Genomic DNA, 14,791 nt, shown 5'->3' on the forward strand with positions numbered 1-14,791 from the left:
GCGGGCCGCTGGCCGGCTCCGCAATGATCCAGCCGTGCCACGAGCCGGCCAGCGGCCGGCACTACCCTCCATTGACGCTGCGAAGCGCCGGCCAGCGGCCGGCGCCCCCGTCACAGGTCAACCGCTCAGCGGTTGACTTGCGCGTAAAGCGTCGAACTCATGCCGAACAGCTTGATGAAGCCCTCAGCCTCCTCCACGCCCCAGTCGGCCGATTGCGCGTAGGTGGCGCCCTTGGCGTTGAGCAGGTGCGGCGACTTCACCGCCACTGCATCGACGCGGCCGCCGCGGGTTTCCAGCACCACTTCGCCGTTGACCTTGGCCTGCGAGGACTTCAGGAAGGCCTCGATGTCGGTCTTCAGCGGGTCGTGGTAGAAGCCTTCGTACACCAACTCCACCCACTTGCGTGCGACGTCCGGCTTGAAGCGGTTCTGCTGCTTGGTCAGCACGGCATCTTCCAGCGCGCGGTGCGCGGCCAGCAGCGAAACCAGGCCCGGGGCCTCGAACACGATGCGACCCTTCAGGCCGATCACGGTGTCGCCGGTGTAGACGCCGCGGCCAACGCCGTACGGGGCGAACAGCTTGTTGAGCTGGGCCAGGATCTGGTCGCCCGGCAGCGCCTTGCCGTCCAGTTCCACGGCTTCGCCTTCAACGAACTTCAGGGTCACGGTCAGCGCCTGTTCCGGCCATTCGCTGCGCGGCGAGCACCAGCCACGCGCGCCTTCACCCGGGGCTTCCCAACGGTCGATCTCACCGCCGGACATGGTCACGCCCAGCAGGTTCTCGTTGATGGTGTAGGCCTGCTGCTTGGCGCGCACGCCGAAGCCGCGCTCTTCCAGGTACTTCTGCTCGTAGGCGCGGGTCTGGGTGTGTTCCTTCTGGATCTCGCGGATCGGCGCGATGATCTGGTAGTCGCCCAGTGCCTTCACAGCCAGGTCGAAGCGGACCTGGTCGTTGCCCATGCCGGTGCAGCCGTGGGCGATGATGTGGGTACCCAGCTCAGCAGCACGCTTCAGCGCGGCATCGACGATCAGGTAGCGGTCCGAAACCAGCAGCGGGTACTGGCCCTGGTAGCCTTCGCCGGCCCACACGAACGGCTTGACGAAGCCTTCCCAGATGGCCGGGCCACCATTGACGGTGACGTGGCTGGTCACGCCCAGTTCGGCGGCGCGCTTCTCGATGAAATCGCGCTCTTCATCATCCACGCCACCGGTGTCGGCGAACACGGTGTGCACGTTGTAGCCACGCTCCTGCAGGTACGGCACGCAGAAGCTGGTATCCAGGCCGCCGGAGAAGGCGAGAACGACGTCTTTGTTGCTCATGGGGGTCAGGTCCACTTGGGGGATGGGAATTCGGTAGAGCCGACCGCTGGTCGGCTGAAGTGTTGGATCAGCGCCCGGCAACCGCGGCCATGATCGCCTTCTGCACGTGCAGGCGGTTCTCGGCTTCGTTGATGGCGATGCACTGCGGCGAATCCATCACCGCATCGGTGGCCTTCACGTTGCGGCGCAACGGCAGGCAGTGGCTGAACACCCCGTTGTTGGTCAGCGCCATCTTCCGTTCGTCCACGATGAAGTGCTTGAACTGGTCACGGATCGGCTTTTCCGGTTCCCAGTTGCCGAAGAACGGCAGCGCGCCCCAGCTCTTGGCGTAGACCACGTCGGCGCCTGCGTAGGCGCTGTCGATGTCATGGCTGATCTTCAGCGAACCGCCGCTCTCGGCCACGTTCTGCTCGGCCCAGCCCATGTAGCGGTCGTCGAGGATGTAGTCGGCGGTCGGGCACAGCAGGGTCACGTCCATGCCCATGCGGGTGGCGATGGTCAGCGCCGAATTGGCAACGGCAGTGTTCAGCGGCTTGGGGTGGTAGGTCCAGGTCAGCACGTACTTCTTGCCGCGCAGGTCCTGGGTGCCGAAGTGCTCCTGCAGCGCCATGATGTGGGCCAGCTCCTGGCACGGATGGGTGATGGTCTCCATGTTGATGACCGGCACCGGCGAGTACTTGGCGAAGCTGTTGAGGACGATGTCCTGGCGGTCGTAGGCCCAGTCGACGAACTTGGGGAACGCGCGCACGGCGATGATGTCGCAGTAACGGCCCAGCACCTTGGCCACTTCAGCGATGTGCTCTTCGGTATCGCCGTCCATCACCGTGCCGAGGTTGAACTCGATCGGCCACGCATCCTTGCCCGGCTGCAGCACCACCGCGTGGGCGCCGAGCTGGAACGCGCCCAGTTCGAAGCTGGTGCGGGTGCGCATGGACGGGTTGAAGAACACCAGCGCGATCGACTTGCCCTTGAGCTGGTCGCCGAGCTTGTTGCGCTTGAACAGCGCGGCCTGGGTCAGCAGCGCGTCGAGATCGCTGCGGCTCCAGTCCTGGGTGTTCAGGAAGTGCTTGGGGGACATCATCTTTCCTTGCGTGGCGGCGCCGGGTTCGACGCAGTGGAAGGGAAAAGCAGGAACCAAAGGTGGAGCGAAAAGGTTGCAGTTGCAGCTTTCAGAACGCAGAAACGAAAAAACCCAGCCGGCGGGCTGGGTTTTTTTCGGACGAACAGCAAAAAGCTCCGGTTACCCAGCGAGAATGTGGGGTTCCGGTCGACGCGCACGCGAGGTCATGCCAGACGCCTGTCGGGCTGCGCTGCTGTCGTGCTGGAAGTCGGTGAGCTTCATGGCCGAATATCTTTGCATGCGGCCGTGACCGGCGCAAGGGGCCGGGGTCGCAGAATCAGGGATTGCCGGCGGCGCCCTGCTCCGGACCGACCCAGGGGGTGATCGACACCCGGATCTTGAGCCGGTTGCCGGGGTCTTCCGGCAGCCGCGAGCGGTACTTGGTGCCCTTGTAGACGTAATCCACGTCGTAGGCGATGGGCCGGCGGAATTCACGCCCCACCGGCACGATGCGGCAGTCGCGGGTCAGCATGGGGCCGTTGTTGGCCGGCGCCGGGGCCGGCGACTCGGTTCCGACCTCCTCAACGGCCTCCTCGTCACTGCGCTTGAACATCGAGCGCACCGAGTCCCAGAAGCGGCTGATCCGGCCCTTGTCCTCGACCGGCTCCTCGCCGGTCACGTTCACCGGGGCCAGGGTCCGGGTCGACACCGGCTCGCAGTGCTCTTCGGTGCGGGTCGCACGCAGGGTCTGGAACACGGGTTCGACGTTCAGCACCTGCGCGTAGTCGAACTTCACGTTCTCCACGATCACCACCCGGTTGCGGGGCTCGGCCTCCTGGGCCAGCACCACGGCGGGCAGCGCCGACAGGTAGGCCAGGGTCAGCAACGCGGTGGATTTCATTGGCGACGGGAGCAAGGACACGGCAATAGTGTAGGCAGTGGCGAGCGCAAGGGGCTGAACATTACCCGTCCACGCTGCTCCTGCCCACCCCACCCGGAGGAACCGGCGTCCACCGGTGGCAGCCAGTGCCCCCAAAGGGGGCCGACACGTTCTAAAATCACAGGCTTGTCCCCCAGCCACAGCCCCATGACCCTGCGCCTGCACAACAACCTGACTCGCCAGCTCGAACCGTTCACTCCGCTCGACCCGGCCTGTCCGACCCTGTATGTGTGCGGCCCCACGGTCTACAACTACGTGCACATCGGCAACGCCCGTGGCCCGGTGGTGTTCGGGGTGCTGGCCGATCTGCTGCGGCGCCGTTTCGGCGCGCTGCGCTACGCCCGCAACATCACCGACGTGGACGACAAGATCAACACCGCCGCCCGCGAGCAGGGCGTGCCGATCAGCACCATCACCGGCAAGTTCGCCGCCGCCTACCGTGAAGACATGGCCGCGCTGGGCGTGGTACCGCCGGACATCGAACCGGAGGTGACCGCGCACATTCCGCAGATCATCACCATGATCGAGCAGCTGATCGCCAACGGGCATGCCTATGCCGCCGAGGGCCACGTACTGTTCGCAGTGGCCAGCTTCGACGGCTACGGCAAGCTCTCGCGCCGCGACCCCGACGAAATGCTGGCCGGCGCCCGCGTCGACGTGGCCCCGTACAAGCGCGACCCGGGTGATTTCGTGCTGTGGAAGCCGTCCAGCGACGACCTGCCCGGCTGGGCGTCGCCCTGGGGCCGTGGCCGCCCGGGCTGGCACATCGAGTGCTCGGCGATGGCCGCGGCTCACCTGGGTGAGACCATCGACATCCATGCCGGCGGCGTCGACCTGCAGTTCCCGCACCACGAGAACGAGCTTGCGCAGAGCGAATGCGCCCACGGCGGCAAGATCTTCGCCCGCTTCTGGCTGCACAACGGCATGCTCAACTTCGGCGGCGCCAAGATGAGCAAGTCGCTGGGCAACATCGAGCGCGTGCATGATCTGGTGCGCCAGCATCCGCCAGAAGCGCTGCGCCTGGCCCTGCTGTCGGCCCACTACCGGCAGCCGCTGGACTGGTCCGATGCGCTGATCGAACAATCGGTGCGCACCCTGGACCGCCTGTACGGCACCCTGCGCGAACTGGCGTCGATCGAGGCCACGGCAGTGATTCCGGCCACGGTCGAGGCGACCCTGGACGACGATCTCAACACCCCACAGGCGCTGGCCGAAGTGGCCCGCATCGCCGCCGATGCGCGTCGTGCCACCGACCCGGCCGAGCAGGCGCGCCTGAAGGGTGAACTGCTCGGCGCCGGCCTGGCACTGGGCCTGCTGCAGGCCGATCCGGCGCAGTGGTTCGGCACCGCGGCCAGCGATGACGGCGACGATGCCCGCATCCAGGGCCTGATCGACGAGCGCGCCGCGGCCAAGAAGGCACGCGACTTCGCCCGTGCCGACTCCATCCGCGACCAGCTGGCCGCCGAAGGCATCGTGCTGGATGACACCCCGCAGGGCGTTCGCTGGTCGCGCAAGCGCAGCTGACCTGCCCTGCCCCGTGGCCGGTCCGCCGGCCAGGCCCCCACCGTAGAGACTGTTGTGACCGACTCCCCGTTCCCGCTTGAATCCACCGCCGCCGAGGCCCAGACCGCCATCGCCGAGGAATTCGGCTTCTTCGGCGACTGGTCCGAGCGCTACCAGTACCTGATCGACCTCGGCCGCAAGCTGCCGGCCTTCCCGGAAGAATGGAAGACCGAAGAGCATCGCCTGCTCGGCTGCCAGTCGATGGTCTGGATCGTGCCGGAAGGCAACGCGCAGTCGCTGCGCTTCCATGCCATCAGCGATTCGGCGATTGTCTCCGGCCTGATCTTCCTGGCCCTGCGCGTGTACTCCGGGCGCTCGGCGCAGGAGATCCTGGCCACCGAACCGAGCTACATCCAGGACATCGGCCTGGCCCGCCACCTCTCGCCCACCCGCAGCAACGGCGTGGCGGCGATGCTGGCGTTCATCCGTGAGACGGCGCAGGCGCAGCTGCAGCGCGACCCGTCGTGAGCGAGCCCGCCACGGCCGAAGACAGTGCACTGGGCCTGCTGTCCCGGCCCGGTTTCGCCAGGCTGCTGGCCTACCGCATCTTTGCGATGCTGTCCTACCAGGTGGTCGCGGTCACTGTCGGCTGGCACATCTACGAAGTCACCCGCAATCCGTTCTCGCTGGGCCTGATCGGCCTGGCCGAGGTCGTGCCGTTCTTCTGCGTGGCTCCGTTCGCCGGTTACCTGGTGGATCACCTGCCGCGCCGTCGGCTGGGCATGGTCGCCTGTTGCGGGCTGATCGCCACTGCACTGGTATTGACCAGCGTGGCCATGGGCTGGTTGCCGATTGACGGCGTGTGGCCGATCTACGCGGCCATCGCGCTGACCGGCATGGTCCGCGCCTTCCTGTCGCCGATCTACAACGCCTTGTTCGCCCGCGTGCTGGCCCGTGACCAGTTCGCGCGTGGCGCCGGCCTGGGCGCGGTGGTGTTCCAGGCCGGCATGATCGCCGGCCCGGCACTGGGTGGCGTGCTGGTCGGCTTCGGTGGCAAGGGCCTGTCCTACGCAGTGGCCACCGCTTTTGCGCTGGTGGCGATGGCCTGTCTGGCCACGCTGAAGGTGGAAGAACCGGTGCATACCGGTCCGGCCGCCCCGATCTTCAAGAGCATCGCTGAAGGCGCGCGCTTCGTGGTCGGCAACCGGATCATGGTCGGCGCGATGGCGCTGGACATGTTCTCGGTGCTGCTGGGCGGCGTGGTGGCGATGCTGCCGGCGTTCCTGCACGAGATCCTGCACCACGGCCCGGAAGGCCTGGGCATCCTGCGCGCGATGCCTGCGCTGGGCTCGGTGTGCGTAGGCCTGTGGCTGGCGCGCCACCCGCTGCACCGCAATGCTGGCCGCGTGCTGTTGTTCGCGGTGGCGGGCTTCGGCCTGTGCGTGATCAGCTTCGGGTTGTCGCAGCACTTCTGGCTGTCGGCGCTGATCCTGCTGTTCTACGGCGCGTTCGATGGTGTCTCGGTGGTGATCCGCTCGACCATCCTGCAGTTGGCTACGCCGGAAGAGATGCGCGGTCGCGTATCGTCGATCAACGGCATCTTCATCAGTTCGTCCAACGAGCTGGGCGCGTTCTATGCCGGCACGATGGCGAAGCTGCTCGGCCTGGTGCCGGCGGTGGTGCTGGGCGGATTCGCGGTGCTGAGCGTGGCCGGGATCACCGCGTGGAAGAACCCAACGCTGCGGAAACTGAATCTTCGCGACCTGCAGTGACGCTGCTAACAGCGGATTCGGCGGCGCCGGGTGTTTGGCTGGGGCCGTTGCTCTCCCTCGATGATTGGGCTTGTCACTTTCTTTTCGCGAAAAGAAAGTAACCAAAGAAACGCTCCGCCATCCGCGAGCCGGCGCTGCGCGCCGGTGCCCTGTGCTCCTCGGTGAATCAGGGGACGGCGCCGAACTCGCTGCGCTCAAACAGCGGCGCCTCTTCGCCCCGGATTCCCCTGCGGTGCTCGGCTCGCTACAAGGCGGACTCAACAGCCGCGAGCACGCATGACCGCTCCTGTCGGCCTGAGCAGAGCGTGGACTCGGCTCTACATCGGCCGCGCACGCAGGAAACCGTCGAGAGCCTGGGGGTGGGTCCGGGCGGGACCGTCCGCGGCATGGATGCCGCGGCCGAGCTTACAGGGATGTACTTGCAGCGTGTCCTGCCCGGACCCACCCGCAGGCTCCACCCGATACCCGGAAGGCGCTGCTCTACACAGCCAACTCGAACCCAACAAAAAACCCGGCCAAGGCCGGGTTTTTCGCATGACCAGACAACGAACTGGAATCAGTCGCCCTGCTGCTTCTGAAGGTGCTCCCAACGCTCCTGGGCGTCGATGGTACGCTCGGCGGTCAGGCGCGCTTCCAGGCGCTCCAGGCCGATTTCTTCGCCGGTGTCGACGCAGTACCCGTAGTCGCCGGCTTCCAGGCGCTTCAGGGTGCTGTCGATCTTGCCGATCAGCTTGCGGTAGCGGTCGCGGGTACGCAGTTCCAGCGAGTTCTCGGTCTCGCGGGTCGCACGCTCGGCTTCGTCGCCGATGTCACGCACTTCCTCGCGCAGGTTCTCGATGGTCTGCTTGGACTCTTCCACCAGGTCCGCGCGCCAGTTCTGCAGGCGCTGGCGGAAATACTCCTGCTGCAGCGAGCTCATGTATTCCTCTTCCGAGGACGGCTTGTAGCCAGCCGGCAGGATCGGGCGGCCAGTGGCCTCGTCGGTCTTGTACTCGACGACCTTGTACTTGCTGCGCGGGGCCGGTGCTGCCGAGCGGGCGGCGACGGCCACGGCAACCTTGCCGACAGGGCGCGACACGGTCTTCGGGGCGGAATCGGATTTCACGGCGGTTTTGGCAGGCGATTTCGAAACGGGCACGGGATTCTTGGATTGCGGGGCCTTCGAAGCGACAGGAGCGGCGGCCGGGGCCGGCGTTGAGGCCGGCTGGGCTGCCGCCACTGCCACGGTCTTGGCCGGGACAGGCTTGGCCGGAGCCGGCTTGGCAGCAGGCTTCGGTGCGGACTTCACTACTGGGGCCGGGGTCGGCTTTGTGGCCGGCGCGGCAACGTTCTTGGCAACCTTCTTTACAGCGGCGGGCGTGGCGGCCGGTTTGGCCGCAGCGACCTTCTTTGCTACGGGCTTGGCGACCGGCTTGGCTGCAGCCTTCTTCACCACCGCCTTCGGCGCTGGCTTGGCGGCTGCCTTCCTGGCCACCGGCTTGGCGGCGGCCTTCTTCACCGGCGCAGCCTTGCTGACGGTCTTCTTCACCGGCGCCTTCTTGCTGGCAGCGGCTGGCTTGGCCTTGGCGGGCGCAGCGGCCTTCTTCGCCACCGGCTTGGTTGCCTTGACCGGCGTTTTCTTTGCGGTGGCCTTCCTGGCCGCCGGTTGCGAGGACGCTGCCTTGGTCGCCGGCTTGCTGGCCGGCTTCTTGGCAACGGGCTTTGCCGCCAACTTCTTCACAACAGGCTTGGCGGTTTTCTTGGCGGCCGTTGCGGCCTTCTTTGCAGTTTTTTTAGCAGCCACGAAACGCTCTTCCTTGGATTCCCCGGGGCCCGGGAAAGCGGGCCTTTATAGCCTACCCGACCCGCAGCAGCAACCTTGGCACCCTGCTCCATTCAGTCCTGGAGTCAAGGTGCCCAAGTGGCAGTCCGACGAACACGGACCGCCTTGCGCGGTACGGAACCTGGCCAACACCCGCGGGTGCTGGTACCGGTCGCAGGCCATCGGCGACATGCGACCAACGGCCCATCCTGCACAAATGCGGCCTTCATGCCAACTGGCATAAGATGACTGGGTGATCTCGCGCCTGCTCATTGCCCTGCTGCGCTTCTACAAGCGCTTCATCAGCCCCCTGCTGGGGCCGCGCTGCCGTTTCGTGCCGAGCTGTTCTGAATACGCGATGGATGCCATCTCCCGGCACGGGCCGCTGCGCGGCAGCTGGCTGGCTGCGCGCAGGCTGGGCCGCTGCCATCCGTTCCACCCCGGCGGCTTCGATCCGGTGCCCGAATCCACCCATGCCCCCTCTTGCCGTTGCACAGGAAAACACTGACATGTCCTCCACCCTCATCACCAACGCCCGGATGGTCAACGAAGGCCGCACCTTCGACGGCGACCTGCGCATCGAGAACGGCCGCATTGCGCAGATCGGCAACGGGCTGGCGCCGCGCGACGGCGAGCAGGTGGTGGACGCCGCCGGGCGCTGGCTGCTGCCCGGCATGATCGACGACCAGGTGCATTTCCGCGAACCGGGCCTGACCCACAAGGGCGACATCGCCAGCGAATCGGCCGCGGCCGTGGCCGGTGGCCTGACCAGCTTCATGGACATGCCCAACACCAACCCGCCGACGCTGGATTCGACCATCCTGGAAGCCAAGTACGAGCTCGCGCGCGGCCGCGCCTGGGCCAACTACGGCTTCTACCACGGTGCCAGCAATGACAACCTGGACGCGATCCGTGCGCTGGACCCGAAGAAAGCGCCGGGCGTGAAGGTGTTCATGGGTGCTTCGACCGGCAACATGCTGGTCGACAACCCGGAAACGCTGGACGCGATCTTCCGCGAATGCCCGACCCCGATCATCACGCACTGCGAAGACACGCCGATGATCGATGCCAACCTCAAGGCCTTCCAGGAAAAGTACGGCGATGCGCTGACCCCGGACATGCACCCGGACATCCGTTCGCGCGAAGCCTGCATCAAGTCGACGCGCCTGGCGATGTCGCTGGCACGCAAGCACGGCACCCGCCTGCATGTGCTGCACATCTCCACCGCCGATGAGCTGGCGCTGTTCGAGAAGGGCCCGCTGATCCGCGCCGATGGCAGCCGCAAGCAGATCACCGCCGAAACCTGCGTGCACTTCCTGCACTTCGCGCGTCCGGACTACGCGACCAAGGGCAACCTGATCAAGTGCAACCCGGCGATCAAGGAAGTGTCCGACCGCGAGGCAATCACCGCTGCGTTGGCCGATGACGTGCTGGACGTGCTGGCCACCGACCACGCGCCGCACACCTGGGAAGAGAAGCAGAAGCCCTACGCGCAGGCACCGTCGGGCCTGCCGCTGGTGCAGTACGCGCTGGTGGCCGCGCTGGAGCGGGTGCACGAAGGCAAGCTGACCCGCGAGCAGGTGGTGCAGAAATTCGCACATGCGCCGGCGCAGCTGTTCGACGTGGAAGAACGCGGCTTCCTGCGCGAAGGCTACTTTGCCGACCTGGTGCTGGTGGAGGACGTGCCGTTCACCGTCAAGCGCGAGGACGTGCTGTCCAAGTGCGGCTGGTCGCCGTTCGAGGGCACCACTTTCCGCTCGCGCATCGCCTCCACCTGGGTCAACGGCCAGCAGGTGTGGGACGGCAGCAAGCTGGTGGGTGAACCCGCCGGCCAGCGCATGACCTACGACCGCTGATGCGTTCGGCACTGATGCTCGGGGCGCTGCTGCTGGCCGCGCCCCTGTTTTCCACTTCCCGGGCGCAGGCGCAGGATGGCATCGGCAGCCTGATCGACAGCCGCGTGGTGTTCCCGGCCAGTGCGTCGCAGGGCGCGCTGGTGATCGGCAAGGTACCCGCCGGCAGTCGCGTGCAGTATGCCGGCCGCCAGCTGCGGGTAAGCGGCTACGGCAGCGTGGTGTTCGGCATCGGCCGCGACGAGAAGGGTCCGCTGCGCGTACAGGTGCAACGCCCCGATGGTGGCAGCGAGACCGCGACCATTGCGGTGACGCCGCGCGACTGGCCCACCGAGCGGGTCAACGGGGTGCCACCGAAGACGGTCAATCCGCCGGCGGCGATCGCCGAGCGGATCAAGCGCGAACAGGCGCAGGTGACCGCCGCACGTGCCCGCGATGACGACCGCACCGATTTCACCCAGACCTTCATCTGGCCGGTACAGGGCCGCATCAGCGGCCGCTTCGGCAATGCACGCGTCTACAACGGGCAGCCGGGGGCCGGTCACTCCGGCATGGACATCGCGGTGCCGACCGGCACCCCGGTGAAGGCGCCGGCGGCCGGCATCGTGACCTTCGCCGGTCCGGACCTGTACCTGACCGGTGGCACGCTGCTGCTCGACCACGGCTTCGGGATCAGCTCCAACTTCCTGCACCTTTCGCGCATCGACGTAAAAGTTGGCGACCGTGTGGAGCAGGGCCAGGTGATCGCTGCCGTCGGCGCCACCGGCCGTGCCACCGGCCCGCACCTGCACTGGGGCATGAACTGGTTCGACACCCGCATCGACCCGTTGCTGGTGCTGGAACGCAAATAACGGTAGTGCCGGCCGCTGGCCGGCAACCGCATGAATTCTGCAGTGCCCGAGCTGCCGGCCAGCGGCCGGCACTACCAGACAGTTGGATCAACCGCGCGCGGCCCACCACACGCGCAGCAACGTGCGCACCGGGGTGGCTTCGATTGGCTTGCCTGCGGCCTGCGCGGCAACGCGGGCGCGCGCCAGGCTCGACCACACGCGCCGCGGGCGCGGACCCGGCACGCGGCTGCCCCATCCTTTCAACAGGTACTGGGCCCAGCGCTGCGCGGCCGTGCTGGAATCCTCATCCAACAGGCTGCGCGGCACACCGGCCACGCCGGCGTCCTGCAGGCGCTGGGCCAGGGTCTGCAGCTGCACCGCACGACCGGCGCCGGTGCGCGGCTTGTCGGCAAACAAGGCCGCTTCCACTGCGGCCACGGCGTCGGCGTAATTGGCCAGCGCACGCTCGGCACCGGCTGCATCCAGCGCAACGGTACGCGCTTCAACGAGGTCCGGCAGTGCTTCGGCCAGTTGCACCCACGGCGCACGCACCGGCTCCAGCAGACGGCCCAGCGGATGGCGCGAACGATGCCCTGCCCAGCTGCGCAGCTCCTCGCCCCACCACGCCAGCTTGGCATCGGCGGGCAGCGGATCGCCGCTGGTGTTGAGCATGTCGTCGAACTCCTGCAGCAGCGCAAACCACGCCACTGCGAGCTCGCGTTGCGGTTCGGCCACGAACGGGGCGGCCACCGACCATTCCGGCCAACGGCTGCGCCACTTGTCGAGGAAACTGTCCAGCGCGGTACTGCTCACTACGGGATTCCTTACGGCTGGGCCGGGGCTGCCGGCCGGGTCGGCCAGAGACTGGCCAGTTGCAGAAGTTCAGCGTTCTCGACCAGCACGTCGGCCTGCCAGGCCAGCGGATCGTCGCTGTGCAGGCGGTAGCCCCACAGCGCCGCCACCGACGGCATCGCGGCAGCACGTGCAGCGATGATGTCGCGCTCGTCATCACCCACGTACACGCAGTCTTCGGCGGCCATGCCGATGGCCTGCGCAGCGTGCAGCAGTGGAAGCGGGTGCGGCTTGCGCTCGGCCAGGCTGTCACCGCCGACCAGCACCGCGCAGCGCTGCTGCCAACCATGTTGCGGCAGGATCAGGCGCGCCAGGTACTCCGGCTTGTTGGTGACGATGCCCCATACCGTACCGGCCTCATCCAGCGCGGCGAGCATGCCGGCCACGCCGTCGAACAGCACCGCGTACTGGCCGATCAGCGCTTCGTAGCGCTGCAGGAATTCCGGGATCAATGCATCGCGCGCAGCGGCATCCAGGTCCGGGAAAGCGGCCCCGACCATCGCGCGCGAGCCCTTGGAGACCACCGGCCGCAGCTGCGCCGGATCGACCGCTGCCCGGCCCCGCTCGGCCAGCATCGCATTGCAGGTGGCGACGAAGTCCGGCGCGCTGTCCAGCAACGTGCCATCCAGGTCGAACAGCACCGCACGCGGGAAGCGGGCGGAGGTCATGCCGGCTTGACCGCGTAGGCCAGGTAGTTGATGTCGGTGCGGCTGCTCAGGCGGGCATGGTTGCGCCACGGCTCGTAGGCCATGCCGCTGACATCCACCAGCTGCAGGTCGGCCTCGCGCAGCCAGCGCGCCAGCTCGGCCGGCTTGATGAATTCCTGGTAGTGGTGGGTGCCCCTGGGCAGCAGCCGCGCCACGTACTCGGCGCCGACAATCGCCACCGCGAAGGCGGCCGCGGTGCGGTTGATGGTCGACAGGAACAGGTGGCCGCCCGGCTTCAGCAGGCGCTTGCAGGCGTCGATGATCGCGCCCGGGTCTGGCACGTGCTCGAGCATTTCCATGCAGGTGACCACATCGAAACTGCCCGGTTGCTCGGCGGCCAGATCCTCGGCGGCCTGCACGCGGTAGTCGACCTTGGCGCCGCTTTCCAGCGCATGCAGGCGCGCGACCTTCACCAGTTCCGTGGCCAGGTCGATGGCGGTGACGTCGGCGCCGGCCTGCGCCAGTGCTTCGCTCAGCAGCCCGCCACCGCAGCCGATGTCGAGCACGCGCGCGCCACGCAACGGCACGCGGTCGGCCACGTACTTCAGGCGTACCGGGTTCAGCGCATGCAGCGGCTTCTGCGGGCCGTCAGCATCCCACCAGCGGTTGGCCAGCGCGGCGAACTTGTCCAGCTCGGCCTGATCGAAATTGGAGGAAGCGTGGGGGGCAGTCATGAGGGGTCCTTGCGGCGCCAGGGGTCAGGCGCGGATATGACGGATACGCTCGCGCCACTGGCGCGCGTTGGCGATGATGCCCGGCAGGTCCATGCCGACCAGCTCGCGCTGCACCAGCTTCGGCTTGCCGGCGATCCAGACGTCGCTGACCTGCTGGCGGCCGGTGGCATACACCAGCTGCGACAGCACGTTGTGCAGCGGCTGGGTTTCCAGCGCCGACAGGTCGACACAGACGAGGTCGGCCTGCTTGCCGACTTCGATCGAACCGATGCGGTCAGCAAAGCCCAGCGCACGGGCACCGCCCAGCGTCGCTGCGCGCAGCGTGGTGGCCGCGTCCAGCGCGGTGGCATCATCGGCCACGGCCTTGGCCAGGATCGCTGCAGTACGGTTCTCGCTGAACATGTCCAGATCGTTGTTGCTGGCGCAGCCATCGGTGCCGATCGCCAGGTTCACACCGGCGCGCTGCAGGGCGCAGGCCGGGCAGAAGCCGGAGGCCAGCTTCAGGTTCGATTCGGGGCAATGCACGACGCTGACGCCGCGTTCGGCGCACAGGTGGATTTCCGCATCGGTCAGCTGGGTCATGTGCACCGCGATCAGGCGGTCGTTGACCAGGCCGAGGCGATCCAGCCGCGCCAGCGGGCGCTGGCCGTGCAGCTTGATCGAATCGTTGATCTCCTGCGCGGTTTCGTGGGTGTGCAGGTGCACCTGCATGTCGAGCTGGTCGGACAGCATACGCACCCGCTCGAAGTTGGCATCGTTGACCGTGTACGGCGCATGCGGCGCGAACGCGGTCCCGATCAGCGGATCGGTGCGCCACTGGTCGTGCAGTTCACCAGCCTTGGCGAAGTATTCGTCATCGGTCCTGGCCCAGGCGGTGGGGAAATCGATGATGACCGCGCCGACCAGCGCGCGGAAACCGTGCTTCTTGTAGACCGCGGCCTGCACGTCGCCGAAGAAGTAGTTCTCGTTGGCGCAGGTGGTGCCGCCGCGCAGCATCTCGGCGATGGCCAGGGTGGTGCCGTCGGCCACGAATTCCGGCCCGATCACGGCCGCTTCCACCGGCCAGATGTGCTGCTGCAGCCAGGTCATCAGCGGCAGGTCGTCGGCGACGCCGCGCAGCAGGGTCATCGGGTTGTGCGTGTGCGCGTTGACCAGGCCCGGCATCAGCGCCGACTCGGGGCGGCTGACCACCTGCGCGGCACGGAAGCGTGCGCGCGCCTCGGCACGCGGCAGGATGGCCACGATCTCGCTGCCACGCACGGCAACGGCATGGTCTTCCAGCACCACCGCATGCGGCTCGATCGGAACGACATGACCAGCTTCGATGAGCAGGTCGCAGGCTTCGGGGAGGTGCGGGCTATCGCTCATGCGGGCTCACTGGCTGGGGGGCGGCGAGATACTTCTGGGGACACGCCCCTGGGTCAGGGGCTGCCGCGAAGCGGCGGGGTCTGGAGACCCGTGAAGCGGGGCCCAGGATCTG

At 67.3% G+C, this 14,791-nt stretch carries 14 protein-coding genes; 6 read left to right on the forward strand and 8 right to left on the reverse strand.

All coding sequences use genetic code 11. The features are described 5' to 3' along the window. Window positions 1-125 precede the first annotated feature (125 nt). The 3 genes from ACM0PB_RS01665 to ACM0PB_RS01675 all read right to left on the reverse strand — a co-directional run bounded on the left by ACM0PB_RS01665 (window position 126) and on the right by ACM0PB_RS01675 (window position 3,280). Window positions 126-1,319, reverse strand: a complete 1,194-nt coding sequence (locus ACM0PB_RS01665; protein ID WP_065186039.1) for an argininosuccinate synthase — start codon at window positions 1,317-1,319, stop codon at window positions 126-128. A gap of 67 nt (window positions 1,320-1,386) precedes the next feature. Then, on the reverse strand, window positions 1,387-2,397 hold the full coding sequence (locus tag ACM0PB_RS01670) for an N-acetylornithine carbamoyltransferase (RefSeq protein WP_005417714.1): 1,011 nt from the start codon (window positions 2,395-2,397) through the stop codon (window positions 1,387-1,389). 319 nt (window positions 2,398-2,716) lie between these two features. Further along, on the reverse strand, window positions 2,717-3,280 hold the full coding sequence (locus tag ACM0PB_RS01675) for a glycine zipper 2TM domain-containing protein (protein ID WP_065178248.1): 564 nt from the start codon (window positions 3,278-3,280) through the stop codon (window positions 2,717-2,719). A gap of 186 nt (window positions 3,281-3,466) precedes the next feature. Here ACM0PB_RS01675 and cysS point away from each other — a divergent pair, with 186 nt between their 5' ends. Genes cysS through ACM0PB_RS01690 form a run of 3 tightly spaced genes read left to right on the forward strand, consistent with a single transcriptional unit; the run spans window position 3,467 to window position 6,594 of the window. Continuing rightward, window positions 3,467-4,843, forward strand: a complete 1,377-nt coding sequence (gene cysS / locus ACM0PB_RS01680; protein ID WP_065186038.1) for a cysteine--tRNA ligase — start codon at window positions 3,467-3,469, stop codon at window positions 4,841-4,843. A 54-nt stretch (window positions 4,844-4,897) separates the two neighbouring features. Then, the gene (locus tag ACM0PB_RS01685) at window positions 4,898-5,350 is read left to right on the forward strand and encodes a SufE family protein (RefSeq protein WP_005417717.1); all 453 of its coding nucleotides are present in this window, start codon (window positions 4,898-4,900) and stop codon (window positions 5,348-5,350) included. Next, window positions 5,347-6,594, forward strand: a complete 1,248-nt coding sequence (locus tag ACM0PB_RS01690; RefSeq protein ID WP_005417718.1) for an MFS transporter — start codon at window positions 5,347-5,349, stop codon at window positions 6,592-6,594. Before ACM0PB_RS01685 ends, ACM0PB_RS01690 begins: the two co-directional genes overlap by 4 nt. A 556-nt stretch (window positions 6,595-7,150) precedes the next feature. Here the strand turns inward: ACM0PB_RS01690 and dksA are convergent. Continuing rightward, a complete protein-coding gene (gene dksA, locus ACM0PB_RS01695) occupies window positions 7,151-8,377 on the reverse strand; it encodes an RNA polymerase-binding protein DksA (RefSeq protein ID WP_065186037.1) in 1,227 nt (408 codons plus the stop codon). A 271-nt stretch (window positions 8,378-8,648) separates the two neighbouring features. Here dksA and yidD point away from each other — a divergent pair, with 271 nt between their 5' ends. Genes yidD through ACM0PB_RS01710 form a run of 3 tightly spaced genes read left to right on the forward strand, consistent with a single transcriptional unit; the run spans window position 8,649 to window position 11,099 of the window. Beyond that, window positions 8,649-8,903, forward strand: coding sequence for a membrane protein insertion efficiency factor YidD (gene yidD, locus ACM0PB_RS01700; protein ID WP_005417723.1), 255 nt, complete (start codon window positions 8,649-8,651; stop codon window positions 8,901-8,903). Window position 8,904: 1 nt separating this feature from the next. Further along, window positions 8,905-10,251, forward strand: a complete 1,347-nt coding sequence (locus ACM0PB_RS01705; protein WP_065178246.1) for a dihydroorotase — start codon at window positions 8,905-8,907, stop codon at window positions 10,249-10,251. Next, window positions 10,251-11,099: a M23 family metallopeptidase gene (locus ACM0PB_RS01710; protein ID WP_065186035.1), complete on the forward strand. Its 849-nt coding sequence runs from the start codon at window positions 10,251-10,253 to the stop codon at window positions 11,097-11,099. Before ACM0PB_RS01705 ends, ACM0PB_RS01710 begins: the two co-directional genes overlap by 1 nt. Window positions 11,100-11,186: 87 nt before the next feature. Here the strand turns inward: ACM0PB_RS01710 and ACM0PB_RS01715 are convergent, their stop codons facing one another. The 4 genes from ACM0PB_RS01715 to ACM0PB_RS01730 are packed head-to-tail and all read right to left on the reverse strand — an operon-like array spanning window position 11,187 to window position 14,679. Next, the gene (locus ACM0PB_RS01715) at window positions 11,187-11,891 is read right to left on the reverse strand and encodes a squalene/phytoene synthase family protein (protein ID WP_065196619.1); all 705 of its coding nucleotides are present in this window, start codon (window positions 11,889-11,891) and stop codon (window positions 11,187-11,189) included. 11 nt (window positions 11,892-11,902) lie between these two features. Next, on the reverse strand, window positions 11,903-12,598 hold the full coding sequence (locus tag ACM0PB_RS01720) for a phosphoglycolate phosphatase (RefSeq protein ID WP_005417733.1): 696 nt from the start codon (window positions 12,596-12,598) through the stop codon (window positions 11,903-11,905). Continuing rightward, a complete protein-coding gene (gene ubiG, locus ACM0PB_RS01725) occupies window positions 12,595-13,311 on the reverse strand; it encodes a bifunctional 2-polyprenyl-6-hydroxyphenol methylase/3-demethylubiquinol 3-O-methyltransferase UbiG (RefSeq protein WP_005417734.1) in 717 nt (238 codons plus the stop codon). Before ubiG ends, ACM0PB_RS01720 begins: the two co-directional genes overlap by 4 nt. Before the next feature lie 24 nt (window positions 13,312-13,335). Continuing rightward, window positions 13,336-14,679, reverse strand: a complete 1,344-nt coding sequence (locus ACM0PB_RS01730) for a TRZ/ATZ family hydrolase (RefSeq protein ID WP_053500540.1) — start codon at window positions 14,677-14,679, stop codon at window positions 13,336-13,338. Between the last annotated feature and the right edge of the window lie 112 nt (window positions 14,680-14,791).

Source organism: Stenotrophomonas sp. AR029 (genome assembly GCF_047520695.2).
In the GTDB taxonomy this organism is placed as follows: Bacteria; Pseudomonadota; Gammaproteobacteria; order Xanthomonadales; family Xanthomonadaceae; genus Stenotrophomonas; species Stenotrophomonas sepilia.